Genomic DNA, 23,317 nt, shown 5'->3' with positions numbered 1-23,317 from the left:
GGTGGTGGGTCGCGGGGCGCGGACGGAACGGTTCGCACCCCGTGCACCTCACCCAGCCTACATTGAATAGTTGAGGAATTGTCATGCGATTGATCCCTCTCGCGCTTGCCGCGCTTGCCGCGCTGGTGGGCGCTGCCCCGGCCTTCGGCGCCCCGGCCCCGAAAAAGGCCGAGCCGCTCAAGGTCTGTGCCGCCGAGAACGAACTGCCTTATTCCGACAAGGAAGGAAAAGGCTTTGAAAACAAGCTGGCCGAACTGATCGGCCAGGAACTGGGCCGTCCCATCGAGAATGTCTGGTGGACCGATGCCCGTTACTTCGTGCGCGACCTGTTGGACAAGGAGCTCTGCGACCTGGTCATGGGCGTCGACACGGGCGATCCGCGCATGTTGACCAGCGCGCCCTATTACCGCTCTGGTTATGTCTTCGTCTATCCGGCGGACAAGGCCGGCGAATTCCAGAACTGGGACAGCCCGGCCTTGAAGTCGGCGCAGCGCATTGCCTTCATCCCGGATACCCCGCCCGATCTCATGCTGAAAAAGATCGGACGGTTCAACGACATGTTCAACTACATGCACTCGCTGGTGGATTACAAATCCAAGCGCAACCAATACGTGCGTTTCGATCCCGCGCGTCTTGTGGGCGAAGTGTCATCGGGCAAGGCCGACGTGGCCGCCGTCTGGGGCCCCGCCGCTGCCCGCTACGTCAAGAGCGCCAGCAAGCCTTTGGCCATGGCGGTGATCCCCGACAACAACACCCGCAGCGACGGCCAGCCCCTGCCGCACCACTATTCCACCTCCATCGGTGTGCGCAAGGATGAAGGCAAGTTGCTCAAGGCTATCAACCAGGCCTTGGCGAAACGCCAGGCCGATGTCCAGGCGTTGTTGAGCGCAGAGGGGATTCCCCTGCTGCCGCTGGACGAGCCCAGCAAGACCGCTTCACTAGCCCATTAAGGAGACCTCATGAAATCAAAACGACGGTCAGTTCTGGTACTGGCCCTGGCTGCCGGGCTGCCTTTGCTGGCCCAGGCCGAAATCACCTTCCGTCACGCCGTGACCGGCGAAACCCTGGACTTCGAGTATGCCAAGGCGGGCGGCGATACGGAGGCCTTCAAGAAATTCAAGGAGACTGGAAAGAATCCTTACAACGGTGACAAGGCCGTCATCGAGAAGGGGCATAGCCTTTATCTCTCTGCCTGCTCCGGCTGTCATGGCCACGAGGCGGAGGGCAAGATCGGGCCGGGGCTGGCGGACGATTACTGGACCTATCCGCGCGGCACCATGGACGTCGGTCTGTTTGAAATCCTGTACGGCGGCGCCAACGGCTCCATGGGGCCGCAGTACGTGAATCTGAATACCGACGAGATGCTGCAGATCATGGCCTGGATTCGCTCCGCCTACAAAGGCGATCCGGCCAAGGCCGAATGGCTGAAATGAGACCACACAACCACGAGGACGCTTCTATGAAAAAGACACTCTGCTTCGCCGCCACCGCTCTGTTCGCCCTGAGCGCCCACGCGTATGACGGCACCAACTGCAAGGCGCCCGGCAACTGCTGGGAAGCGAAACCGGGCTACCCGGACAAGGTTGCCGGCAGCAAGTATGACCCGAAGCACGACCCGGTCGAGTTGAACAAGCAGCAGGAATCCATCAAGGCGATGGAAGCCCGTAACAAGAAGCGCGTGGAGAACTACGCCAAGACCGGCGTATTTGTCTACAAGGTTGAAGATATCAAATAGCCCTGAGCCTCTGCTCTGACGGCCGCTCGAGCGTGAGCGGGACGGGCCAGAGCCCGTCCCGGTCCTCGCATTTTGCTTGAACGCAATCGCGTTTCCCATGAATTCAGAACACAGTCTCGAGGAATTCCGTAACCAGGCCTTGCAGTTGGAACGGGGCCTGAACCAGATCGTGCTCGGACAGGCGCGTCCAGTCAGGCTGCTGACGGTGGCCGTGTTCGCCCGCGGACACGTGTTGCTGGAAGGCGGCGTCGGTGTCGGCAAGACCACCCTGTTGCGGGCCACGGCGCGCGGCATCGGAGGTGAATACGAGCGTATCGAGGGCACCATTGATTTGATGCCCAACGACCTGATCTATTACACCTATCTGAACGACAAAGGAAAACCGGGCGTGTCTCCGGGGCCCTTGCTGAAGCATGGCGAACGCCTGTCCATCTTCTTCTTCAACGAGATCAACCGCGCCCGCCCGCAGGTGCATTCCCTGCTGCTGCGCGCCATGGCCGAGCGGACGCTGTCGGCCTTCAACCGCGAATTCAGCTTCCCCCACCTGCAAGTGTTTGCCGACCGCAACCGGGTGGAAAAGGAAGAAACCTTCGAACTGCCCGCTGCGGCCCGCGACCGCTTCATGTTGGAGATCTCGGTCGAGCCGCCGCAGGATGCCGTCGACCTGGACCGCATCCTGTTCGAACCGCGATTCCATGACCCGGACCGGCTGTTGGAATCGGCGCCGCAGGGCGTGCTGCCCCACGAGCAACTCAATGAGGCCGCCGAGCTGATTCAGTCCCAGATCCAGGTGAGCGAACGCCTGCGGCGTTATGTGCTCGACTTGTGGCGAGCCACGCACAAGCCGGAGGCATTCGGCGTGCATCTGGACGATGCCGATGTGGGCGAAGTGATCGAGGCCGGCGCCAGCCCCCGTGGCATGAGCCACTTGATCCGCGCGGCCAGGGTGCATGCCTGGCTGCAGGGCCGCGACCATGTGCAGCCGGTGGACATTCAGGGCGTTTTTTCTGCCGCTGTGGGTCATCGGGTCTTCCTCAAACCGGTATACGAATACCGCCGCAGCGAACTGGTGGCCGAACTGGTGAGCAAGCTGCTGCGCCATGTCGCCGCGCCATGAGCTCCCGGGAATTCGATTACCGCATCAGGTGGCGCGCCAGTGGCGTGCATCCCGGCGCCCATCACGGCAGCCAGGCCGGGGCAGGGCAGTGGTTCCTGCGCCTTGCTCCCTTCATGGCCCAGCCCGACCCGCGCCGCCTGGACCTGCGTTCCAGCCTGTGCGACCCGTTCGAGCATTTCAACGTGCGTCTCTACGAGCAGCGCAGCCGTATCGAAGTGCACGCGGTGATCGATTTGTCGGCCTCCATGGGTTATGAAGGCGCCAGCCGCAAACTCAACGTCCTGGCCGATTTCATGGACAGTCTTGCGCTTTCCTGTCACCGCACCGGTGATCTGCTGGGCGTGGCGGCCTTCTCCGAGTCCGGTCAGCCGGAATTTCTGCTGCCTCCCACGCGCCAACTGGGAGCGTGCAAGGAACTCAACGAGCGGCTGCGGGATCTGCGACTGCACGGCACCAACGCGCGCGGTCTGCTGCAGGCGGCTCGCTACCTGCCGGCGCGCCGGGGGTTGGTGTTTCTCCTGTCCGACTTTCATTTTCCCCTGAGCCTGCTCAAGTCCATCATGAGTTCGCTGGTGCGCCACGACACGGTGCCGGTGGTGTTGTGGGACCCAGACGAACAAAGCCCTCCGGGTGCGGGACTGGCCCGCCTGACCGATCTGGAGAATGGCGCCGAACGGATGCTGTGGCTGAGGCCGGAATTGCGCGAGCGCCTGACCCTGGCCTACCGCGAGCGGCGGTCGCGTTTGACCACCCTGCTGCGCCGCTTCGGGCGCGAGCCCTTGTTTCTCGACGGCCGCTTCGATCCGGAGCAGGTGTCGCGCTATTTCGCTGGCACGGCATGAGCTGCGATTTCCTGAGCCGCTGGGCCTGGGCGGCCTGTCTGCTATGGCTGTGCCCGGCGCTGGCCGTTGAAGTGCCACCCGGAATACTGCGCATGGACCTGGAAGCCACGCGTCCTTATGGCTATGTCATCGGCGATCTCATCGAGCTGAATCTGGATGTCGAAGTGGCCTCCGGCGTGACCCTGGACCCCACCGAACTGCCGGAAGCAGGCCCCGTGAATCGCTGGCTCAATCTGCGTCAGATGGCTGTGCAGGGCGAGGCCCCGCATTATCGGTTGCATCTGCAATACCAGACCTTCTACGCCCCACTGGAGGTCAAGAACCTTACGGTTCCTGGCCTGGCCCTGCAGTTCAAGGGGCCTGGGGGGCCTGTATCCGCCAGGACCCCAGCCTGGCCGTTCACCATGGCGCCGATTCGGGAACTATCGGTCCAGCGTTCGGAGGGGCTGGAGCCCATGCGCCCGGATGCCTGGCCCAGAGCACCGGAGGCGGGGGATTACCGCTGGCACTTTCTTGCCGCGACGTTGCTGGCGTTGCTGGGCATGGGCGGCATTGGCTACCTCCGCGGCTGGCTCGGGCTGGGTTCGCGCGGGCGCTTCTTTGCATCGGCGCTCAAGGCCTTGCGTCCACTTCCCGATGGGAGCGCCGACCAGGCTACCCTGCGGCAGGCCTACAGCGCGGTGCACGAGGCTTTCAACCGGACCTTGGGGGAAACCCTGTTCCAGCAAGACCTCGACCGATTCATCGAAATGCGTCCCCGGTATGGTGACCTGCGCTCGGAGATCGAGGCCTTTTTCGACAGTTCCTACCGGCTGTTCTTCGCGGATGGCGAGGGCGAGATGCTCACGGTGAGCCGGCTTAAAACTCTCTGCCGCGCCTGCCTGCATTTGGAAAGGATGAGTCGATGAATCTCGCGGTCGACACGCCCGGCGTGCTGCTCGGGCTGCTGCTGGCGCTGCCGCCCTTGTTCCGCCTGCCCCTGCGCCTGTCGGCGACACCTTGGGGTCCTCTGCTGCCGGCGGATGCCTGGTCGCGCTGGATCGATGCGGGTTTGCGCCTTGCCGGCGCGCTCGCCGTGGCGGCGCTGACCCTGGGCCTGGCCGGTCTGCATCGTGGCGAATACGCGGTGGAGCGAAGCGGACAGGGCGCCCATACCGTCCTGCTGCTGGACCGCAGCCGAAGCATGGATGACAGCTTTGCCGGACGCACGCCTACAGGGGACGAGGAATCCAAGTCGCAGGCCGCGCAGCGCATTTTGTCCGGGTTCGTCGCCGGTCGCCGGCAGGGTCTGGTGGGCGTGGCGGCTTTCAGCACCTCCGCCCTGTTCGTCCTTCCCCTCACCGAGAACCGCGAAGCGGTGCTGGCCGCGGTGGGCGCCATGCGTTGGCCGGCCCTGGCCCAGACCCATGTGGCCAAGGGCCTGGCCATGGCGCTGACGCATTTTCAGGGCCAGGAACTGCAGGGGGCGCGCAGCGTCCTGTTGGTATCCGATGGCGCCGCGGCGGTGGATGCCGATAGCGAGGCGCTGCTGCGCCGCTGGTTTCGCGAGCAGGGTGTGAAGCTGTACTGGATCTATCTGCGGACCGCAGGCAGTCATGGCCTGTTCGAAGTGCCGGAAAATCCCGACGAGGACAATCCCCAGTCCCGCCCCGAGCGCTACTTGCACCTGTTCTTCACCGGTCTGGGCGTCCCCTATCAAGCCTTCGAGGCGGCGGACGCCAATGCGCTGCAGCAGATTCTGGATGCCATCGGACACGAGGAGCAAGGCCCCATGCTGTACCTGGAGCGGGTGCCGCGCCACGACCTGCAAGCCTATTGCTATGCCATCGCCGCGTTCGCCGTGGCCGTGCTCCTGGGCGCCAAGGGTGTGGAGGTGACGGGGTGATGCGCGCCCTCTGGATCGAGCGCCTGCTGGCCCTGGCAGTGACCTTGGGCCTGGTCTGGGCCGGATGGGCGGCGCTGCAGTGGCGGGCCATGGATCGCGCCGCGGACGAATTGGCGCAACTGGCGGCGGGCCGCGACCTGGCGACGGTCGAGCGCGGCGACGCGCCGCCTGAAGTGCGCCTGGGCCGCGCGCTCTACCTGGCGCGGTCCGGACAGGAAAAGGACGCCGAGGATTTGCTGGACTACCTGGCCACCCACGGCGAAAACGAGGTCCGTCACCTCGCGACTTTCAACCTCGGCAACCTGCGTCTGCGCCAGGCCCTGGCCAAGCTGGAGGCCGGCGCGCCGGATCAGGCCACGCCCCTGGTGGACATGGCCAAGTCGTCCTACCGCGAGGCCCTGGTCCTGAATCCCGACTACTGGGATGCCAAATACAATCTAGAGCTGGCCATGCGCCTGCTGCCGGAGATTGACCGGGTCTCCAACGGCGAGGACGAACTGCCGCCGGAAGCGCAGAAGAAGATATGGGCCGGGGTTCCGGGCTTTCCCAGGGGCCTGCCGTGAACCTGCCGCAGCGTTTACGCGACCCGGATTTCAGCGCGTTGGCCCTGGCTTTTCTGTTTTGCCTGCTGGCCTGTCTGCCGCTTTCGCGTGAATCCGTGCGCCCGGTGTTTACCTACATCGCCGTGGTCGATATCACCCGCAGCATGAACGTGGAAGACATGCGCCTCAACGGCCGGCCGGCCAGTCGGCTGGAATTCTTCAAGGCGGCTTTGCGACGGGCCCTGGCGGAATTGCCCTGCGGCTCGCGGCTCGGCCTGGGGGTGTTCACCGAGCGCCGCGCCAGCCTGCTTTTTGAGCCCATCGAGGTGTGTTCCGGTTTCGAGCCCATCGCCGCTGCCATCGAGCAACTCGACTGGCGCATGGCCTGGGCCGCCGACAGCCGGGTTGCCGCCGGGCTGCATGACGCCCTGGAACATGCGGCGGGACAGACGCTGCTGTTCTTCACCGATGGACAGGAGGCGCCTCCCGTCAATCCGCGCTACCGCACCACCTACGACGACCTCCAGCACGCCGCCAGCGGCATGATCCTCGGCCTGGGCGGGCTGGCTCTGTCGCCCATACCCAAGTTCGACGAGGGGGGGCGGCGCCAGGGGGTGTACAGCATGGACGAGGTGCCGCAACGGTCGACCTTCGGCCTGTCGGAAATGGCGCCCGAACAGATCGAGGGTTACCACGCGCGCAATGCGCCATTCGGCAATGCCCCGACGAGCGGCAGCGAGCACTTGTCTTCCCTCAAGGAAGACTATTTGAAGGGACTCGCAGCGGCTAGCGGATTGGACTACCTGCGCCTGGAGCACGTGCAGGACCTGGGGCAGGCCCTGGCCGACCCGCGCTGGTCCAGGTCCCAGGCGGTGCAGACGGACTTGCGCTGGATACCGGCCCTGCTTGCCCTGATCGCGCTGGCGGTCGTGTACCTCGTCATACCCCTGGCGGGCGGTGGGCCGGTTCTTCACCGGTTCCATGTCCTGATCCGCCGTTTTCAACCCAAGGAGAACCCATGAGACTGTTGCTACTGACTGCAAGCCTGCTGCTTTCGCCCCTCGTTTTGGCCCACGGCCCCACGCCGCAGAAAGTGGTGGAGTCTGTGGAGATCAACGCGCCGGTGGACAAGGTCTGGGAGGCCATCAAGGATTTCGGCGGCATTGCGCACTGGAATCCGGCCCTTGCCAAGAGCGAGGGCACCGGGGTCAATCAGCCCGGCGAGAAGCGCACCCTAAGCTTTCCCAATGGCGAACAACTGGTGGAGGAACTGGATGCCTACGATGCCGCCGCCCATGAATACAGCTACCGTCTAAGCAAGGAGAACGTCAAGGCGATTCCCGCCAGTTCCTATTCCGCGGTGCTCAAGCTGACCTCCGCGGGCGCCGGCAGCAAGCTCGAATGGAAAAGCCGCCTTTACCGGGGCGATACCGGCAACATGCCGCCGGACGAACTCAACGATGAAGCGGCGGTCAAGGCCATGCAGGGCTTTTTCCGCAGCGGCCTCGACCGGTTGAAGAAGCAACTTGAGCAGCCCGGTTGAGCGGCCTGTACGGGCTTGAGTCGCAACGGGCCCACGCGGGCCCGCTGTGACGGTGCTTCAGCCAGCCGCTCATTCCTTGCCGATCTGGTAGTACTCCTTCTGCTTGTCCTCGATGATCTTGCCCGTTGCGGCGTCCACCTCCAGCTTCACTTCGCCCTTGTCGGTCTTGATGTCGAACTCGTAGGAGGCGTCGCCGTTGGACTCGATTTCGAACTCGGTCTCCACCACCTCGCCTGGATGGGCTTTCAGGGCGATTTCCTTCGCCTGTTCCAGGCTGATCTTGGCCTTGGTCTTGAACCGCGGGTCGTCGCCATTCTCGACTTCCTGCTCTTCCTCGGTGATCTTGCCCTTGTTGGCGTCGCACTCCAGTTCCCAGGTCTTGCCGGCCTGGTCGAGGATCTCGAACTCGTAGGTGGGCACGCCCTTCTCATCCTTGTACTCCAGCTTGATGACCTCGCCCGCGTGCTTTGCGAGGGCCGCCGTCAGGCAGGTCTCCATGCCGGCCTTGTTCTTCGGTATTTCCGAGCCAGCCATGGCTGGACTGCACAGGGTTGCGGCAATGGCGACGTATAAAAAGTGTGATGCGGCTTTCATGGATTGGTCTCCGGTTGGTGGGGCATGGAACCCAGTGAAGGGGGGCATGTCCTGTGTCGAGCCCGTGAATATCCCAGATTCCTGTAAACGCTGCGATGGGGGTTTTTCCCGTTCGGTCACCTTCACCGGGCTTGATTCCAACGGTTCGAACTGGGTAAGTTGGTCAAAGGTTCGGAAGCTTGCCGATCCATAATTCGAGAACCGATTCATGTGCACCAACTTCATTCCGGCATCGCGGCCCGATTGCGAAACCGATCTCGGCTGGCCCGTGCCGACCTTCGATTACCCGACGGAAGCCTATGTGGGTTACCGCGCGCCCATCCGCATCGCGGCGTCTGATGCCGGTGATGACGAATGGCGGGAGGCTCAGTTCGGCTTGCTGCCGTTTTGGGCCAAGGACACGAAGATAGCGCGCCACACCTATAACGCCCGCAGCGAGACCGTCGCCAGCAAGCCCAGCTACCGGGAGCCCTGGAAGCGGGGGCGCTATGCCCTGGTGCCCATGCGAGGCTTTTTCGAACCTGATTACGCAACCGGAAAGGCGCTGCGCTGGCGCATCGAGCGGGCAGACCAGCGGGCATTCACCGTCGCCGCCATCTGGGACCGCTGGCATGACCCGCAAGGTGAGCCAGTGACCAGCTTTTCCCTGCTCACCATCAACGCCGACGGTCACCCGGTGATGGGCCGATTTCACGCACCGGGCGATGAAAAGCGCTCCCTTGTGGTAGTGCCGCCGGAGCACCGGGAGGCCTGGCTGAGGGCGGGGCCTTCCGAAGCACAGTACTTTCTGGTGCTCCTACCGGTTTCCGAATTCAGCGCGCGGCCCGATCCTCGGCCCGCCAAACCCGGGCGCGAGCGTAAGGCGGCAGGGCAAAACCACGATCTGTTTGGCTGATGCCGTGTCAGGCGCGCCGGCGCGTCGGTGCGGCCCACCGCCTTGCAACAGGCCTCAGCCTGTCATGGGGAGCACGGGAGAGCGTCAAAAAATTTTCCACTTTCCCGGCGCCAACTTCGGGTGGGAACAGGGCCTGATTTTAACTGATTGACAGCCAAGGACATGTGTTGAGTTTTTGGGGCTGGCACGTAGTTTGATTCCAAGCAGACAAGGCGGCGTCCGTACCGCGCCACGCACTCAATCAAAACAAGAGGATTCCTGTCATGCACCCGTCGATTCATTCCAAGATCCGCGAATTCCGTGGCTATGCTCACGAAACCGCGGGCGTGCTCAGCGCATTTTTCAGTTCGCCGGGTGCCGCGCGAGCTTGTGCGGTTGAAATTCGCAAGCTGACCGGCGCGTTGCTTGAGGTGTGTGGCACCCAGCTGCGCTTGTGGCGTTGAACCCGCCGTGTGCGGTCATCGCTGAGGGCCTTGCCGGCGACTGCCCACGGCGAGGCGTTCAACGTGGTAAGACTTTGCATACTCACCGGCTTTCGCTCGCGAACTGCCGGTGATAATTGGCCATTTTGCGACTTTCCAGGGCTGCATTCTCGAAGTCCCTGATCATCGCCTCGGCGCGGGCCTTGAGGTCCAGAATCTGCTTTCCATATTTGTGCGGGTTGGCCTGATATTTGGACAGCATGCGCCGCTCCTCCGCAGCATCGGCGTCCATGGTCTTGGCCACGTCTTCATAGTGGTCCGCCAGCAGTAAATGTGCCTTGCGGGTATCCGCATTCTGGACATCCAGCGCCCAGTCGTGAGGTTTTATTTCCTTGCTGGTGGCGCATGCGCCGATCAGTGCGGCAAGGGTCAGGGCTGTAAACGCTTTGATGGCTTTCATGATGATTCTCCTTGGTTGTCTTGGGGCATCGCCGCGTCGTTCGGCGGTGCCTTGGTTGATGCCGTGCATCCGGCTTCCTTCGTTGGACCATGACTTTTCGATTTTGATCCGAAACTATTGACCAGGCCCCAAAATACCCGCCTGGTATTTCGGGCCGACGCCAAGGTCGGTACGCGCCCGACCTTGGCTGACGCGGCCTGTGGTCGCGCCGGGGCATCCGTGCCCCGCATTAACCCGGCCGGTTTAAGGGCCGGGTTAATATCGGCTGACTGGGAAAGCGCATGCCCAGGCTCTATGATGGCGCCTTGCCCGCGCCTCCTCGCCCATGAACATTCCACTGCTGGTCCTTGCCCTTGTCTTCCTGCTGATCGCGGTGCGCCGCATCGGTCGCCTGCGCCTGCCTATCTGGCAGATCATGGGAGCCGGCGCCCTGGTTGTACTGGCGGCGGGCGCCATCGCGCCAGAAGAGGCGTTGCGCGCCATTGACCCGGAGGTCATGCTGTTCCTGTTCGGCATGTTCGTGGTGGGGCATGCCCTGGTCGCCAGCGGGTATCTCTACTCCCTGGCGTACCGCGGCGTGCGCGGTATCCGCTCGGGCCGCGGGTTGTTGCTCGCTGTTCTTTTCGGGGCGGCGCTGGCTTCGGCTCTGCTGATGAACGACACCCTGGCGATCGTGGGTACGCCGCTGGTGCTGCGTCTCGCAAGGGAGCATGAACTGGACGAAACCTTGCTGCTGTTGGCCCTGGCTTTCGGCGTGACCCTGGGCAGCGTGCTCAGCCCCATCGGCAGTCCGCAGAATCTGCTCATCGCCACCGGCAGTGATCTCCCTTCGCCGTTCCTGACGTTCCTGGCCTATCTGGGCCCGCCGACGCTGGTGAATCTCGCGCTGGCCTATGGCTGGCTGCGCTGGCGATTCCGTCGTGGCATCCATGCGGGGCAGTTGGTGCACGCGCCAGTGAGCCTGCTCGATCCCCATCTGGCGCGACTGGCCCTGATTTCGTTGCTGCTGGTGTTACTGTTGGTAGTGGCCAAGATTGCCTTGGTGCTGGTGGGGCAGGCGGCGGATTTCAGTCTCAGTGTGATCGCGCTCGTCGCTGCGGCGCCGGTGCTGCTGCTCGCGCGACGGCGCTGGCAGTTGTTGCGTCAGTTGGACTGGCCGACCCTGATTTTCTTCGCCTCCATGTTCGTGCTCATGGCCAGCGTCTGGAAAACCGGGATTTTTCAGCATCTGATCCTAGGCGCAGCTGTCGATCTGACTCAGGTGCCGGCGATCCTGGCTGTGAGCGCCGGGCTGAGCCAACTTGTGTCCAACGTCCCGCTGGTGGCGCTGTATCTTCCTGTGTTGCAGTCGGGCGGCGCGGACACGGTGGCTTTGATGGCGCTGGCCGCGGGCAGCACCCTGGCGGGGAATTTCCTGATTCTGGGGGCGGCCAGCAATGTGATCATCATCCAGCATGCAGAGCGGCATCACGCCAGTCTGAATTTCGGGACCTTTGCCGCCGCTGGCATTCCCCTGAGCTTGGTGAATCTGGCGGTTTACGGGGGCTGGCTGGGTTGGATGGGAGAGTAGGGGGTTGTCGTCCCTCGCCGTGCTGGCTCGGGGCCGCTGAATCAATGCCGCGTGCTGGGCTTGACTGCGGTCGAATGGGCGAACAGGGCATGCACGTCCACTGTGTCAAGCGTATAGCGGCGGTTGCAGAACTCGCAGGTCGCCTCGACCTGGCCTTGCTCCTCCAGCAGCTTTTCCGCCTCCTCCAGCCCCAGTCCAAGCAGCACCTGTTCGATACGTTCGCGCGAGCAACTGCAGCGGAAGGAGACCGGCTCGGGTTCGAACATCCGCACCTTCTCCTCGTTGAATAGCCGGAACAGGAGTTCCTCATCGGGCAAGTGCAGCAGTTCCCGCTCGGTGAGGGTATCCGCCAGCAGGGTCACCCGCTCCCAGTCATCGCGGGTGCCGTGATGGGTCGGCATTTCCTGGATGAACAGTCCGGCGGCGCGCTCACCATCGGCGGCCAGCCACAGGCGCGTGGGCAATTGCTCGGAGATGGCGAAATAGTTCTGTATGGCTCCGGCCAGGTTGCTGCCTTCGAGGGCGACGATGCCCTGGTAAGGCTCCGAGCCCTGGTTCTGGATGGTCATGACCAGGCGGCCCTGGCCGAACACCGCCGGTAAAGTTCCAGCGGGAACGGGCTCGTGCCACTGCGCCAGGCCACGGATGGTGCGGGTGTGGGTCGCGTGGGCGACCAGGGTGTGCAGCGGGCCTTCGCTCTGCGCCTGCAGGATCAGGGAACCCTGGAACTTGATGGTCCCCGAAAGCAGAAGCACCGCCGCTAGCGCCTGCCCCAGATGGGTGCTTACCGACGCGGGGTAGGCGTGCCGGGCGAGCACGTTGTGCCAGCTGGCGTCAAGGTGCACCAGTTCACCGCGCACGCCGATGTCCTCGAAGATGAAGCGTCGAAAGCTGTCCTGATCGATCATGTTCACTCGCTACCGATACATGGTGATACGCTAATGCCCAGAGACCGCGATCAGCCGCTGCCTGGTCTTGGGGACGTGGGTGTTCCAGCCATTATACGAGTGAGTTTTCCTGATAGGAGAAATCTCTGTGACGATGCTGCAACTTCGCTGGGTTGACAATCGGACGTGCCGGGCGAGGCCGGCGTGCTGAGGGGGCTGCCCGCCAATGTCTGGCTGATCGGTCTGGTTAGCCTGTGCAACGATGCCGCCAGCGACCTGCTCTACCCGCTGATGCCCCTTTACCTGTCCTCGGTGCTGATGGCGGGGCCGCGAGCCCTGGGCTTGATCGAGGGTATCGCCGAGGCCACGGCGAGCCTGCTGAAATTGTTCTCCGGCGTCATGATGGACCGCACCCGCTCCGCCAAGCCCTGGATCGTGGTCGGCTATGCCCTGGCGGGTTTGGGCCGGCCATTGATCGCAGTGGCGGGAAGCTGGCTGTGGGTACTGGTGATCCGTTTCGTCGACCGCATCGGCAAGGGCCTGCGCACCTCGCCGCGGGATGCCCTGCTTGCCAACAGCGTACCCGCCGGGCGCCGGGGTGTGGCCTTTGGACTGCACCGCGCCATGGATAACGCCGGAGCCGTGATAGGCCCTGTCGCAGCGGCGCTGCTGCTGGCTCAGGACGTTCCACTGCGCGACATCTTTCTCTGGTCGCTGGCTCCAGGGCTGTTGACCCTGGTGCTGGCACTGGCGATCCGCGAGCCTCCAGGCACGCGGCCCGCAAAGCCGCCCGAATTCAGCTGGAGCCTGGAAGGCCTGCCGCCCGCGTTCAAGCGCTATCTGTGCGCCGTGGCCTTGTTCACCCTGGGCAACTCCTCCAATATGTTCCTGCTGCTGCGGGCCTCCGAATTGGGGGTGGCGCAGGCGCAAATTCCGCTCTTGTGGGCGCTCGTCTCGCTGACGGCGGCGCTGCTGTCGACCCATCTGTCCGGCTGGTCCGACCGCCTCGGGCGGGTCCGCTTCATGCTTATCGGCTGGTCCGCTTATGCCGCCTTATATCTGGGCTTGGGGCTTTTGGCGTCGGACGGTATTGCGCTGCTCACGCTGTTCGCGTCGTACGGCGTGGTGCTGGCGGCCACCGAGGGCGTGGAAAGGGCACTGGTGGCCGATCTTGCGCCCGCCGCGTTGCGCGGCACCGCCTTCGGCTGGTTCAATCTGGTGCTGGGTCTTCTGCTTCTGCCTGCTTCGCTGCTGTTCGGCACGCTTTATCAAGCCGTGGGCGCACTGCCCGCCTTCGCGTTTTCCGCCGGCTGCGCCCTTGCGGCCACCCTGTTGCTGCGCTTTTGGGTTTTTCCCGGAGGCAGGGTGCCGGTGACCGCCGGGGAAGGCTGAGGTGTCCGGGCCATGAGGTGGTTGTGGTTGCTGCCGGCCTGTCTGTCCCTGGTCGCGCTTGCCAGCGGGGCGGCGCGCCAGCAGGGAGCGGGCTGGCCGGTGGCGTCAGAGGTTCTGTTGAATGAGGCGACGGGTACTTTGAAACGGCTGAAGGGCGCCGGCTTGTCGGATTTCCTGGCCCAGGACGCAGCCTTTCAGGCTATGCTCAAGGCCGGCGATTGGGGGCCCGCATCCCTCTATTTCATGGCGGCCCTGGGGCCGCGAACGTGCCTTAAGGATCCCCGGCAGGAATTGGTCGTACAATCGGTGGCGGGCGATGAACTGGGTTTCAGGCACGCGCGCCTGGGGCAGCAATACCGCGGATTGCCGGTTTGGGGCAGCAGCCTGAACGTACATTGGAATGCGCAGCATGCCGTGTACCTGGTGGAAGGCGACTACATTCCCACGCCCACTGCACTGAATGCGCGGCCCAGGCTGGATGAGCCGGCTGCCCTCAAGCAGGCCGGACGTATCCTCGGCCAGTCGTGCGCGGGCTGCCGTCCGGAACTGGGCATTTGGCGTGGAACCAGCGCCGGCCCGAAGCTGGCCTACCGACTGCGCGTGGTGCAGGGCATCGACAAGGCCATTACCCTCGTCATGGACGCGGGCAACGGTGATGTCCTGGAACAACTTTCGGCGCCCCGCTGAAGGCGCCATAACCTGGAGTACGGTCATGCGATGCGGCTTTGTTTACCTTGCGGCTTGCGTCGGTGACGGCTTCGATCGCCGGGCGGGAAGCGGCAAGGGATTTCGAGCCGCCTTCCTGGCGGCCATTCTGCTGGCAACGGGACTGGCGGCCGTGGCGGCGCCCGAGGAAATCCGCGTGATCCCTTTGACTGCTGGAGAGGCCGCGCCGGTCGCCACGAATGTTGCACCTTTGGCGCCCGAGAACGCTGCCAGTGGGGTGGTGGCGGAGCACTTGCAGCAGACGCTCAATACATTGCGAGCCCGACGGCTGGCGCCGGTGCCACCGGGTTCCGCCGCGTCAACGGCGGGCACGCTGCGAGTCCTGCTCGGCGCCGCCACAGCGCCCGCCACGCGGCCGGCGCCGGTTGCCTCGCAAGGGCCTGGCCGCCGACTGGAGGTGCACATGCGCGGCATCGGCACACCGCGGCTGATCCAGGGTGCATTGCAGCCGGATGGCCGGCGGCTGCCGCTGCAGGCGGCGATCAGTGCCCTGCGAGCCGCTTCGTCCCAGGATGACGCCGCCACGGCCCGCCGGTTTCTTGCGGCGTTCCGCGACTACCTGCGACTCGACGACCCCGACCAGGAACTGGAGTTCGCCCGCGAAATCTCCGACGAATTGGGTTACCGGCACCTGCGCTTCCGGCAGAAGTACCGAAATCTGCCGGTCTGGCCCGCGGGACTGACGGTTCACATGGAGGGCGACGGCCAGATCGCCTCGGTGTCCGGCGCGTTCGTTCCGACGCCGCGTACCCTCGACCCTAAGCCCAGGTTGGCCCCGGAGCGGGCCAAGGCGATCACGCGTGGGCTTTGGCCTGATGGGTTCGGCCGCCTGGACGGGCCTGACCTGATTGTCTACGGGGCGGTGGATGGGGTGCCGCGCCTGGCCTGGAAGCTCAAGCTGGTGCGCTCGCTGCGGGAGCGCTGGACGGTAGTGGTGGACGCTCAGGACGGCACCGTCCTGAGCCGCTTCAACGAGGTCGAGGAGGTGGCCGCGGCAGGTTCCGGCGTGGACCTGTTCGGTGCGTCCAGGGCCTTGAACCTGTGGCTGGAGGGTGGAACCTATTACCTGACCGACACCAGCAAGGCCATGTTCGATGCCGCCCGCTCCAATCCACCCCAGGCTCGCACCACCCGCGGCGCCATCATCGTGCAGGACGCCCGCAACCAGCCGCCCACGTCCAACCCGCAGACCCTGCCCAGCACCGTCGTGGTGTCCAGCGGCAATGCCAACCGCGTCTGGCTGGCTGACGGGGTCAGCGCGGCGTCCGGCTTCTCGCAGACCTACGACTACTATCAGACCCGGCACGGACGCAACTCCATCGACGGCGCCGGGGGCAACATTCTGGGGGTAGTGCGCCTGGGCCGCGGATTCGACAACGCCTTCTGGGCCTCTGATCTGGGCACCATGTTCTTCGGCGACGCTCAGCCTTTCGCTGGCGCCCTGGACGTGGTTGCCCACGAACTCACCCACGGCGTCACCTCGTATACGGCGAACCTGGTTTATCAGGGGCAGTCGGGGGCGCTGAACGAGGCGTTTTCCGATATCTTCGGGGAAATGGTGGAGTATTACGCTGAGGGCAGCAATGACTGGCTGATGGGCTCGCGCCTGAGTGAACCCGTGCGCAACATGAAGGACCCGTCGGCGCTGCTGCTGTCGTCCGGAGTGCCATACCCCTCGAAAATGAGCGATTACATCAGGACCACCCAGGACAACGGCGGCGTTCACATCAACTCGGGCATCATCAACCGGGCCTACTACCTGCTGGCCGAAGGCCTGGATCAGGCCATCGGCCGGGCCGACGCCGAGCGCATCTTCTACCGCGCCCTGGCGTTTCATCTCACGCAGAATGCCCAGTTCGCCGATGCGCGCCTGGCCTGCATCCAATCCGCGGAGGAACTGTTCGGCGCGGGATCGGTGCAGGCGCAGCGGGTGGCCGAGGCGTTCGATGTGGTGGAAATTCCCAACCCCACGACGCCCTCCGGTGATTCCGGCACCGCGCCGACGGTGAGTGGCAACGATGCCGTGCTGTTCGTCTACTTCGACAGCTCGCGCGGCGGTTACATGTTGGGCCGGCGTGAGCTGGCCCAGGGCGACGATGCCTCCGGAACCGTCATGAGTCCCGGCTCGGTGCAACCGGCGCGGCCTTCGGTATCGGCCAATGGCAAGCTGGGGATCTACGTGGACGGTCTGCAGGATGCCTGCCTGATCGACACCAAGGTGCCCATCAACGGCGAGGAGTGCCTGGGTCTGTTCAATGTGCATTCCGTGGCGATGGCGCCTGACGGTGAGAATTTCGCTTTCGTCATGCTGAATCCGGATGGCAGTCCCAGCAACGAGATCCTGACCATCGACACGCGCAAGAATACCCGCGTCAGCTACAAGCTGGTGGCGCCCGGTACGGAAGGGGTGAACATCAGTTCCGTGGTGCAGGCGGACGTCATGGCCTTCACCAGCAACGACCGGTTCCTGATCTACGATGCGCTCAACGCCATCGCACAGGACGACGGCACGGAAGTGCGGGCCTGGAGCGTGTACGCCATCGACCTGGCCACGGGCCAGACTCTCATCCTGGTTCCCCCGGTGCTCGGCCGGGATATTGGCAACCCGGCGGTCGGCAGTCTCAACGATGATCTGCTCACCTTCGAAGCCCGGGATGCGGAGACCGGCACGACCACGGTGCTGGCCACCCGGCTGAGTACTGGAGAAACCGGCACCATCGCCGAAACCATTGGAACCGCCAGCCCCGTTTTCAGTGGCGACGACAGCGCCATCGTGTATTCGGCAGGGGCGAGCGCCGATGGGCTGCGTTCCTTGTATCGCCAGGCGCTGGGCAGCAACCGCGTCACGCCGGCGGGGGCCGCCGAGCTGTGGCTCGCCAATGCGGATTTCGGCGCGGTGTACCGACGCTCCGCGCGCTTCAAGTTGACGGTCAAGACCTCGGGGGGCGGGGCGGGTCGTGTGCTCAGCCAGCCCAGCGGCATCGATTGCGGAAACAGTTGCGTGGGGCTGTATCCCAAGGGAGCGCGGCTCAGGCTGACCGCCAGCCCGGATCTGGGGTCGAAGTTTGCCGGGTGGCGGGGTGCCTGTAGGGGAAATCGGGCCTGCACGCTGAAGATGGGTCAGGCGCGCACGGTTCGCGCGGTGTTCCAGATCCAGAAATTCCGCGAACTGGTGGTGAGCAAGACCGGCACCGGAACCGGCACCGTGTCTTCCAACCCGACCGGCATTGACTGCGGCGCGCAGTGCAATGCGCGCTTCCTCCTCGGGAGCACGGTCAGACTCAGCGCGGTGCCGGAGCCCGGCTCCCGCTTCCTCGGCTGGCGCGGCGCCTGCAGCGGCAAGGGCGTGTGCCGGGTGAAGCTGTCGAAGGCCCGCAAGGTGTCCGCCCGCTTCGAACCGGCCGGTTGACGCAAGGACCCGGCAACGTGGGCAGGGCGCACGCTTGGCCGCATCTGGTGGATACTGCATTCACTCCCGGTGCCCTATTGCCGGGCGGTCGACGCAAAGGCACTGTTTTCTTCCGGCTTTAGCCCGGACAGCTCCCAAATTTACCCGTTCCGAATGGCTCAAACGGCTGGCCTGGGCGGCGGCGCGGGGTGGCGCTTCGTTGTGACGACCGCCCATTTATGGTGTAATGCCCGACCGGTTTATCATTGTTTTCCGGAGCTTAAATCGTGGCCGGAAGTGGCCCGCCCATCGGTAGCCGCTGCCTGGTTCCGGTGAGGGCGTTACAATCTGGCGGCGATTTACCAGGCCTACTGCGTCATCGACCACGCTGGTTCGGGAGTGGCCGTTGGGTCGTGGTCAGGCCGCAGAAGCCGGATTTTCCGGCACAGGGAGACGCAGGCGCGGCCCGCAGGCCGCGAAGTTCGTGAGCGGGGCGATCTGCGCAAGGCACACGCCCGAGATGCCGGGAGGGTGTTTCGGACCGGATTAATAATTTGTCTGAGCAACAGGCTGGATTATGCAATTTACTATAAAGAAAGGCTTAGACCTGCCCATCACGGGGGAACCCGAGCAGGTAGTGCACAGTGACGCGGGAGTCGCCAAGTCCGTGGCCCTCATCGGGATGGACTACGTGGGTCTCAAGCCCAGCATGAGCGTGGCCGAAGGTGACCGCGTGAAGTTGGGCGACGTGCTGTTCGCCGACAAGCAGCACCCCAGTGTGGTCTTCACCTCCCCCGGTTGCGGTGTGGTCAAACAGATCAACCGCGGCCACAAGCGCGTGTTGCAGTCTGTGGTCATCGAACTGGACGGCAGCGATGAGGTGAGCTTCAAGTCCTATGCCGAGGGCGAACTGGCCAGCTTGAGCGCCGAGCAGGTCAAGGAGAACCTCCTGGCATCCGGGCTTTGGACCACCCTGCGCACCCGGCCTTACAGCAAGGTGCCCAATCCCGAAACGTCGCCGCGCTCCATCTTCGTCACCGCCATCGACACCAACCCGCTGGCCGCCAATCCGGAGAAGGTCATCGAGCAGCGCGCCCAGGATTTCAGCAACGGCCTGACCGTCCTGGGACGGCTGACCGAGGGCAAGGTCTATGTCTGCAAGTCGCCTGCATTCAGCCTGAATCTGAGTGATGCCAAGCTCCAGGCCGCCGATTTCGATGGGCCGCACCCCGCGGGCCTGCCGGGCACCCACATCCACATGATCGATCCGGTCGGCGCCGCCCGCACCGTGTGGCATCTGGATTACCAGTCGGTGATCGCCATCGGCGCCCTGTTTACCAGCGGCCGCCTGAGCGTGGAGCGCGTCGTCTCCCTGGCCGGACCCCTGGTGGAAAAGCCGCGCCTGGTGCGCACCCGCGTCGGCGCCAACTTGTGTGATCTGGTGGAAGGTCAACTGGTATCCGGCAAGGAAGCCCGGGTGATTTCCGGCTCCGTGCTCAACGGTCGCAAGGCGGAGGGTTGGGCGGCTTACCTGGGTTGCTATCACAACCAGGTTTCGGTGCTGGAAGAAGGCCGCGAGCGCGATTTCTTCGGTTGGATCGTGCCGAGCCGCGAGAAGTTCTCTTTCCTCAACGTGCTGCTGTCCAGCCTGCCCAAGGAGCGGGGCCGCAAGTTCCCCATGCACACCAACAAGTACGGCAGCCCGCGCGCCATCGTGCCGGTGGGGGCCTATGAAGACGTGATGCCCTTGGACATCCTGCCCACGCAGCTGCTCAAGTCCCTGGTCATCGGCGATACCGACCAGGCCCAGTCCTTGGGGGCGCTGGAGTTGGACGAGGAAGATCTGGCCTTGTGCACCTTCGTCGATCCGGGCAAGCACGATTTCGGCATCGCGCTTCGGCAGAATCTTACCCAAATCGAGAAGGAAGGCTAATGTCCAAAACCAGAGAATTCCTTGACAAGATTCACCCGCTCTTCGAGAAGGGCGGGCGTTTCGAGAGGCTGTATCCGGTCTATGAAATGGTCGATACGTTCCTCTACGCGCCGCCGGATGTCACCGCCGGCAATACCCATGTGCGTGATGCGGTGGACCTGAAGCGGGTCATGACCTATGTCTGGATCGCCGCGCTGCCGTGCATGTTGATGGCCCTGTTCAACACCGGCTACCAGGCCAATCACGCCATGGAAGCCATGGGGCTGACCGAGGCTCCGGGCTGGCGCGGCGCCATCATGAGCGTGTTCGGCTTCAATCCGGCCAACCCCATTTCGGATTTCATCCACGGCGCGCTCTACTTTTTCCCAGTTTACATCGTTACCCTGGTGGCGGGCGGCATCTGGGAAGTCCTGTTCGCCACGGTGCGCAAGCATGACGTCAACGAAGGCTTCTTCGTCTCGTCCATCCTGTTCGCCCTGACCATGCCGCCCAACGTGCCCTTGTGGCAGGTGGCCCTGGGCATTTCCTTCGGCGTGGTGATCGGCAAGGAAGTGTTCGGCGGGACCGGCAAGAACTTCATGAACCCCGCTTTGACCGGCCGTGCCTTCCTGTATTTCGCCTATCCGGCCAGCATGTCCGGCGATTCCGTGTGGACCGCGGTGGACGGCTTCAGCGGAGCCACCTCCCTGGGGCTCGCGGCCCTGGGCGGCGTCGACGCCATCAACAATGCCGGCATCGGCTGGTTCAGCACCTTCTTCGGCATCGAGCAGGGCTCCATGGGTGAAACCTCGACCCTGGCATGCCTCTTGGGCGCCGCCTTCCTGGTGTACACCCGCATCGCTTCCTGGCGCATCATCGCCGGCGTGTTCCTAGGGATGGTGGTCACCTCCACCCTGTTCAACATTATCGGCAGCAAGGACAACCTGATGTTCGCCATGCCCTGGTACTGGCACCTGACCCTGGGCGGCTTTGCCTTCGGCATGACCTACATGGCCACCGATCCGGTCAGCGCGGCGCAGACGCAGACCGGGCGCTGGATCTTCGGCTTCCTCATCGGCTTAATGACGGTGCTGATCCGCGTGGTCAACCCGGCGTTCCCCGAGGGCATCATGCTGGCGATCCTGTTCAGCAACATCTTCGCACCTTTGATCGACTACTTCGTGGTGCAGGCCAACATCAAGAGAAGGGTGAAACGACATGCCTAACAGCAATAGCAGCGGACAGGCACTGTCCGACAAATTCGCCGGCTTGATGGAGAAGGCGAATGCCTATGCGCAGCGCGTCCTGGCGCTGCCCAACGACAGCTTCGAGAAGACCCTGGCCGTAGCCTTCGCCCTGTGTCTGGTGGGCGCGGTGCTGGTGTCCGGTTCCGCGGTCATTCTCAAACCATTGCAGGTGAGCAACAAGGCGGCGGACGAGAAGACCAACATCCTCGAAGTGGTCGGCATGCTGGACGAGAAGACCAATGTGGAAGAGGCCTTCAAGAAATTCGAAGCCAAGATCGTCGACCTGGAGACCGGCGAGTACGCCACCGGCTTCGATCCGGCCACTTTCGACCAGCGCAAGGCGGCCAAGGATCCGGCCCTGGGCGTGGAAATCCCTTCCGACAAGGATCTCGCCAAGATCGGCCGCAAGTCCAAGTATGCCAAGGTCTATCTGGTGAAAGAGGACGGCAAGGTCAAGGCGGTCATCCTGCCGGTGAATGGTTACGGCCTGTGGTCCACCATGTACGGCTTCATGGCCCTGGAAGGCGACGGGCAGACCGTGATCGGTCTGAACCTGTTCGACCAGGCGGAAACCCCCGGCCTGGGCGGTGAGGTGGTGAACCCCAAGTGGAAGGCGATTTGGAAGGGCAAGAAGGTCTACAAGGAAGCCAGCGAGGCGGGCCAGGAATTCTCCAAGAAGCACCACACCGAGGTGGGTGAGCCGGTCCTGACCTTGGTTAAAGGTTCCGTGGATCCTTCCAAGCCCGGTGCGCAGCATCAGGTGGACGGCCTGGCCGGCGCCACCCTGACCAGCAACGGCGTGAACAATCTGGTGAAGTACTGGCTGGGTAGCGAGGGATTCGCGCCCTATCTGGCAAAACTCAGGTCGCAGAGAGGTTAACACCATGCAAGCGGAAACCAAGAAAGTCCTGCTCGACCCCCTGGTCGACAATAATCCGATCACCTTGCAGGTGCTGGGCATTTGCTCAGCACTGGCGGTGACCTCCCAGTTGTCCACGGCGCTGATCATGAGCCTGGCTTTGACGGCGGTGACGGCCTGCTCCAGCGCGGGCATCGCCTTCATCCGCAACCATGTGCCGAGCAGCATCCGCATCATCGCGCAGATGGTCATCATCGCCTCGCTGGTGATTGTGGTGGACCAGGTGCTCAAGGCTTTCGCCTATGACATCAGTAAGAAGCTGTCGGTGTTCGTGGGCCTGATCATCACCAACTGCATCGTGATGGGCCGCGCCGAAGCTTACGCCATGAAGAACCCGCCCCTGGAGAGCTTCTGGGACGGTGTCGGCAACGGACTGGGCTACAGCCTGGTGCTGATCACGGTGGCCATCGTGCGTGAGCTGTTCGGTTCCGGCAAGCTGCTGGGGATCGACATCATGCCCCTGGTCAAGGATGGCGGCTGGTATGTGCCAAACGGCCTGCTGCTTCTGCCGCCCAGCGCGTTCTTCCTGATCGGCCTGTTGATCTGGGCGGTGCGCGCCTGGAAGCCGGTGCAGATCGAGAAGGCCGACTTCACCATCAGCCACGCAGCCCACGGGGAGGCACACTAATGGAAGGTTTGATCAGTCTTGCCGTCAAGTCCATCTTCATCGAAAACTTGGCGCTCTCCTTCTTCCTGGGGATGTGCACTTTCATCGCCGTGTCCAAGAAGATAGGCACGGCCTTGGGGCTGGGCATCGCCGTAATGATCGTGCAGACCCTGACGGTCCCGGCCAACAACCTGATCTACAGCTATCTGCTGAAGGAAGGCGCGCTGTCCTGGGCCGGTCTCAACGACACCGACCTGAGCTTCCTGGGTCTGATGAGCTGCATCGGCGTGATCGCCGCCATGGTGCAGATCCTCGAGATGACCCTGGATAAGTTCTTCCCCGCCCTGTACAACGCGCTGGGCATCTTCCTGCCCCTGATCACGGTGAACTGCGCCATCCTGGCCGGTTCGCTGTTCATGATCGAGCGCGACTACAACTTCAACGAGAGCGTGGTCTACGGCGTTTCCTCCGGCTTCGGCTGGGCGCTGGCGATCACCGCCATGGCGGGCGTCCGTGAGAAGCTGAAGTACAGCGATGTGCCGCCGGGCCTGCGGGGCCTGGGCATCACCTTCATCACTGCCGGACTGATGGCCCTGGGCTTCATGTCCTTCTCCGGCATTCAACTCTAAGGATC

General features: G+C 63.8%; 24 protein-coding genes. 21 read left to right on the top strand and 3 right to left on the bottom strand.

The window, feature by feature from the left end; translation table 11 throughout:
- Positions 1-83 precede the first annotated feature (83 nt).
- From moxJ to EK23_RS14235, 10 genes are all read left to right on the top strand, one after another.
- Positions 84-950 carry a methanol oxidation system protein MoxJ gene (gene moxJ, locus EK23_RS23030; protein ID WP_052808189.1) on the top strand — a complete coding sequence of 289 codons (867 nt, stop codon included), beginning with the start codon at positions 84-86 and terminating at the stop codon, positions 948-950.
- A gap of 9 nt (positions 951-959) precedes the next feature.
- Positions 960-1,433, top strand: a complete 474-nt coding sequence (gene moxG, locus EK23_RS23025) for a cytochrome c(L), periplasmic (protein ID WP_045226045.1) — start codon at positions 960-962, stop codon at positions 1,431-1,433.
- 26 nt (positions 1,434-1,459) lie between these two features.
- Positions 1,460-1,735: a methanol dehydrogenase [cytochrome c] subunit gene (locus EK23_RS14270; protein ID WP_045226044.1), complete on the top strand. Its 276-nt coding sequence runs from the start codon at positions 1,460-1,462 to the stop codon at positions 1,733-1,735.
- Between the two features lie 97 nt (positions 1,736-1,832).
- Positions 1,833-2,852 (top strand): AAA family ATPase, encoded by a 1,020-nt coding sequence (locus EK23_RS14265; protein ID WP_045226043.1) that lies wholly within the window; start codon positions 1,833-1,835, stop codon positions 2,850-2,852.
- Positions 2,849-3,694 carry a DUF58 domain-containing protein gene (locus tag EK23_RS14260; protein WP_045226042.1) on the top strand — a complete coding sequence of 282 codons (846 nt, stop codon included), beginning with the start codon at positions 2,849-2,851 and terminating at the stop codon, positions 3,692-3,694. Before EK23_RS14265 ends, EK23_RS14260 begins: the two co-directional genes overlap by 4 nt.
- Positions 3,691-4,602 carry a hypothetical protein gene (locus EK23_RS14255; protein WP_052808188.1) on the top strand — a complete coding sequence of 304 codons (912 nt, stop codon included), beginning with the start codon at positions 3,691-3,693 and terminating at the stop codon, positions 4,600-4,602. The genes EK23_RS14260 and EK23_RS14255 overlap by 4 nt, the downstream gene beginning before the upstream one ends.
- Positions 4,599-5,579 (top strand): vWA domain-containing protein, encoded by a 981-nt coding sequence (locus tag EK23_RS14250; protein WP_045226041.1) that lies wholly within the window; start codon positions 4,599-4,601, stop codon positions 5,577-5,579. The genes EK23_RS14255 and EK23_RS14250 overlap by 4 nt, the downstream gene beginning before the upstream one ends.
- On the top strand, positions 5,579-6,142 hold the full coding sequence (locus EK23_RS14245; protein WP_045226040.1) for a tetratricopeptide repeat protein: 564 nt from the start codon (positions 5,579-5,581) through the stop codon (positions 6,140-6,142). The genes EK23_RS14250 and EK23_RS14245 overlap by 1 nt, the downstream gene beginning before the upstream one ends.
- Positions 6,139-7,143 carry a vWA domain-containing protein gene (locus tag EK23_RS14240; protein ID WP_145998667.1) on the top strand — a complete coding sequence of 335 codons (1,005 nt, stop codon included), beginning with the start codon at positions 6,139-6,141 and terminating at the stop codon, positions 7,141-7,143. Before EK23_RS14245 ends, EK23_RS14240 begins: the two co-directional genes overlap by 4 nt.
- Entirely contained in the window at positions 7,140-7,664 is a 525-nt protein-coding gene (locus EK23_RS14235) for an SRPBCC family protein (protein WP_045226039.1), read from the top strand. Before EK23_RS14240 ends, EK23_RS14235 begins: the two co-directional genes overlap by 4 nt.
- 69 nt (positions 7,665-7,733) lie before the next feature.
- Here the strand turns inward: EK23_RS14235 and EK23_RS14230 are convergent, their stop codons facing one another.
- Positions 7,734-8,258 carry a PepSY domain-containing protein gene (locus EK23_RS14230; protein WP_045226038.1) on the bottom strand — a complete coding sequence of 175 codons (525 nt, stop codon included), beginning with the start codon at positions 8,256-8,258 and terminating at the stop codon, positions 7,734-7,736.
- A 208-nt stretch (positions 8,259-8,466) separates the two neighbouring features.
- On the opposite strand from EK23_RS14230, the gene EK23_RS14225 reads away from it, so the two are divergent.
- On the top strand, positions 8,467-9,153 hold the full coding sequence (locus EK23_RS14225; protein WP_045226037.1) for an SOS response-associated peptidase: 687 nt from the start codon (positions 8,467-8,469) through the stop codon (positions 9,151-9,153).
- Positions 9,154-9,416: 263 nt separating this feature from the next.
- Positions 9,417-9,596, top strand: coding sequence for a hypothetical protein (locus EK23_RS14220; protein ID WP_045226036.1), 180 nt, complete (start codon positions 9,417-9,419; stop codon positions 9,594-9,596).
- Between the two features lie 82 nt (positions 9,597-9,678).
- On the opposite strand, the gene EK23_RS14215 is transcribed toward EK23_RS14220, so the two are convergent.
- Positions 9,679-10,104: a hypothetical protein gene (locus EK23_RS14215; protein ID WP_052808187.1), complete on the bottom strand. Its 426-nt coding sequence runs from the start codon at positions 10,102-10,104 to the stop codon at positions 9,679-9,681.
- Positions 10,105-10,360: 256 nt separating this feature from the next.
- Here EK23_RS14215 and EK23_RS14210 point away from each other — a divergent pair, with 256 nt between their 5' ends.
- The gene (locus tag EK23_RS14210) at positions 10,361-11,605 is read left to right on the top strand and encodes an SLC13 family permease (protein ID WP_045226035.1); all 1,245 of its coding nucleotides are present in this window, start codon (positions 10,361-10,363) and stop codon (positions 11,603-11,605) included.
- A 41-nt stretch (positions 11,606-11,646) separates the two neighbouring features.
- On the opposite strand, the gene hslO is transcribed toward EK23_RS14210, so the two are convergent.
- Entirely contained in the window at positions 11,647-12,513 is an 867-nt protein-coding gene (hslO, locus tag EK23_RS14205) for an Hsp33 family molecular chaperone HslO (RefSeq protein ID WP_045226034.1), read from the bottom strand.
- 165 nt (positions 12,514-12,678) lie between these two features.
- Here hslO and EK23_RS14200 point away from each other — a divergent pair, with 165 nt between their 5' ends.
- The 8 genes from EK23_RS14200 (at position 12,679) to nqrE (ending at position 23,312) form a co-directional block, all read left to right on the top strand.
- Entirely contained in the window at positions 12,679-13,884 is a 1,206-nt protein-coding gene (locus tag EK23_RS14200) for an MFS transporter (protein WP_235282072.1), read from the top strand.
- 12 nt (positions 13,885-13,896) lie between these two features.
- Positions 13,897-14,571, top strand: a complete 675-nt coding sequence (locus tag EK23_RS14195) for a hypothetical protein (RefSeq protein ID WP_082054196.1) — start codon at positions 13,897-13,899, stop codon at positions 14,569-14,571.
- A gap of 25 nt (positions 14,572-14,596) precedes the next feature.
- Positions 14,597-18,019 (top strand): M4 family metallopeptidase, encoded by a 3,423-nt coding sequence (locus EK23_RS14190; protein ID WP_045226032.1) that lies wholly within the window; start codon positions 14,597-14,599, stop codon positions 18,017-18,019.
- Between the two features lie 556 nt (positions 18,020-18,575).
- Positions 18,576-19,931, top strand: a complete 1,356-nt coding sequence (locus EK23_RS14185; RefSeq protein ID WP_045226031.1) for a Na(+)-translocating NADH-quinone reductase subunit A — start codon at positions 18,576-18,578, stop codon at positions 19,929-19,931.
- Entirely contained in the window at positions 19,931-21,136 is a 1,206-nt protein-coding gene (locus EK23_RS14180) for an NADH:ubiquinone reductase (Na(+)-transporting) subunit B (protein ID WP_045226030.1), read from the top strand. The genes EK23_RS14185 and EK23_RS14180 overlap by 1 nt, the downstream gene beginning before the upstream one ends.
- A complete protein-coding gene (locus EK23_RS14175) occupies positions 21,129-22,037 on the top strand; it encodes a Na(+)-translocating NADH-quinone reductase subunit C (RefSeq protein WP_082054194.1) in 909 nt (302 codons plus the stop codon). The genes EK23_RS14180 and EK23_RS14175 overlap by 8 nt, the downstream gene beginning before the upstream one ends.
- 4 nt (positions 22,038-22,041) lie before the next feature.
- A complete protein-coding gene (locus tag EK23_RS14170; protein ID WP_045226029.1) occupies positions 22,042-22,704 on the top strand; it encodes an NADH:ubiquinone reductase (Na(+)-transporting) subunit D in 663 nt (220 codons plus the stop codon).
- Positions 22,704-23,312 (top strand): NADH:ubiquinone reductase (Na(+)-transporting) subunit E, encoded by a 609-nt coding sequence (gene nqrE / locus EK23_RS14165; protein ID WP_045226028.1) that lies wholly within the window; start codon positions 22,704-22,706, stop codon positions 23,310-23,312. The genes EK23_RS14170 and nqrE overlap by 1 nt, the downstream gene beginning before the upstream one ends.
- Positions 23,313-23,317: the final 5 nt, after the last annotated feature.

Origin of the sequence: Methyloterricola oryzae, assembly GCF_000934725.1 — a bacterium.
In the GTDB taxonomy this organism is placed as follows: Bacteria; Pseudomonadota; Gammaproteobacteria; order Methylococcales; family Methylococcaceae; genus Methyloterricola; species Methyloterricola oryzae.
This window is presented reverse-complemented; position numbering and strand designations above follow the sequence as displayed.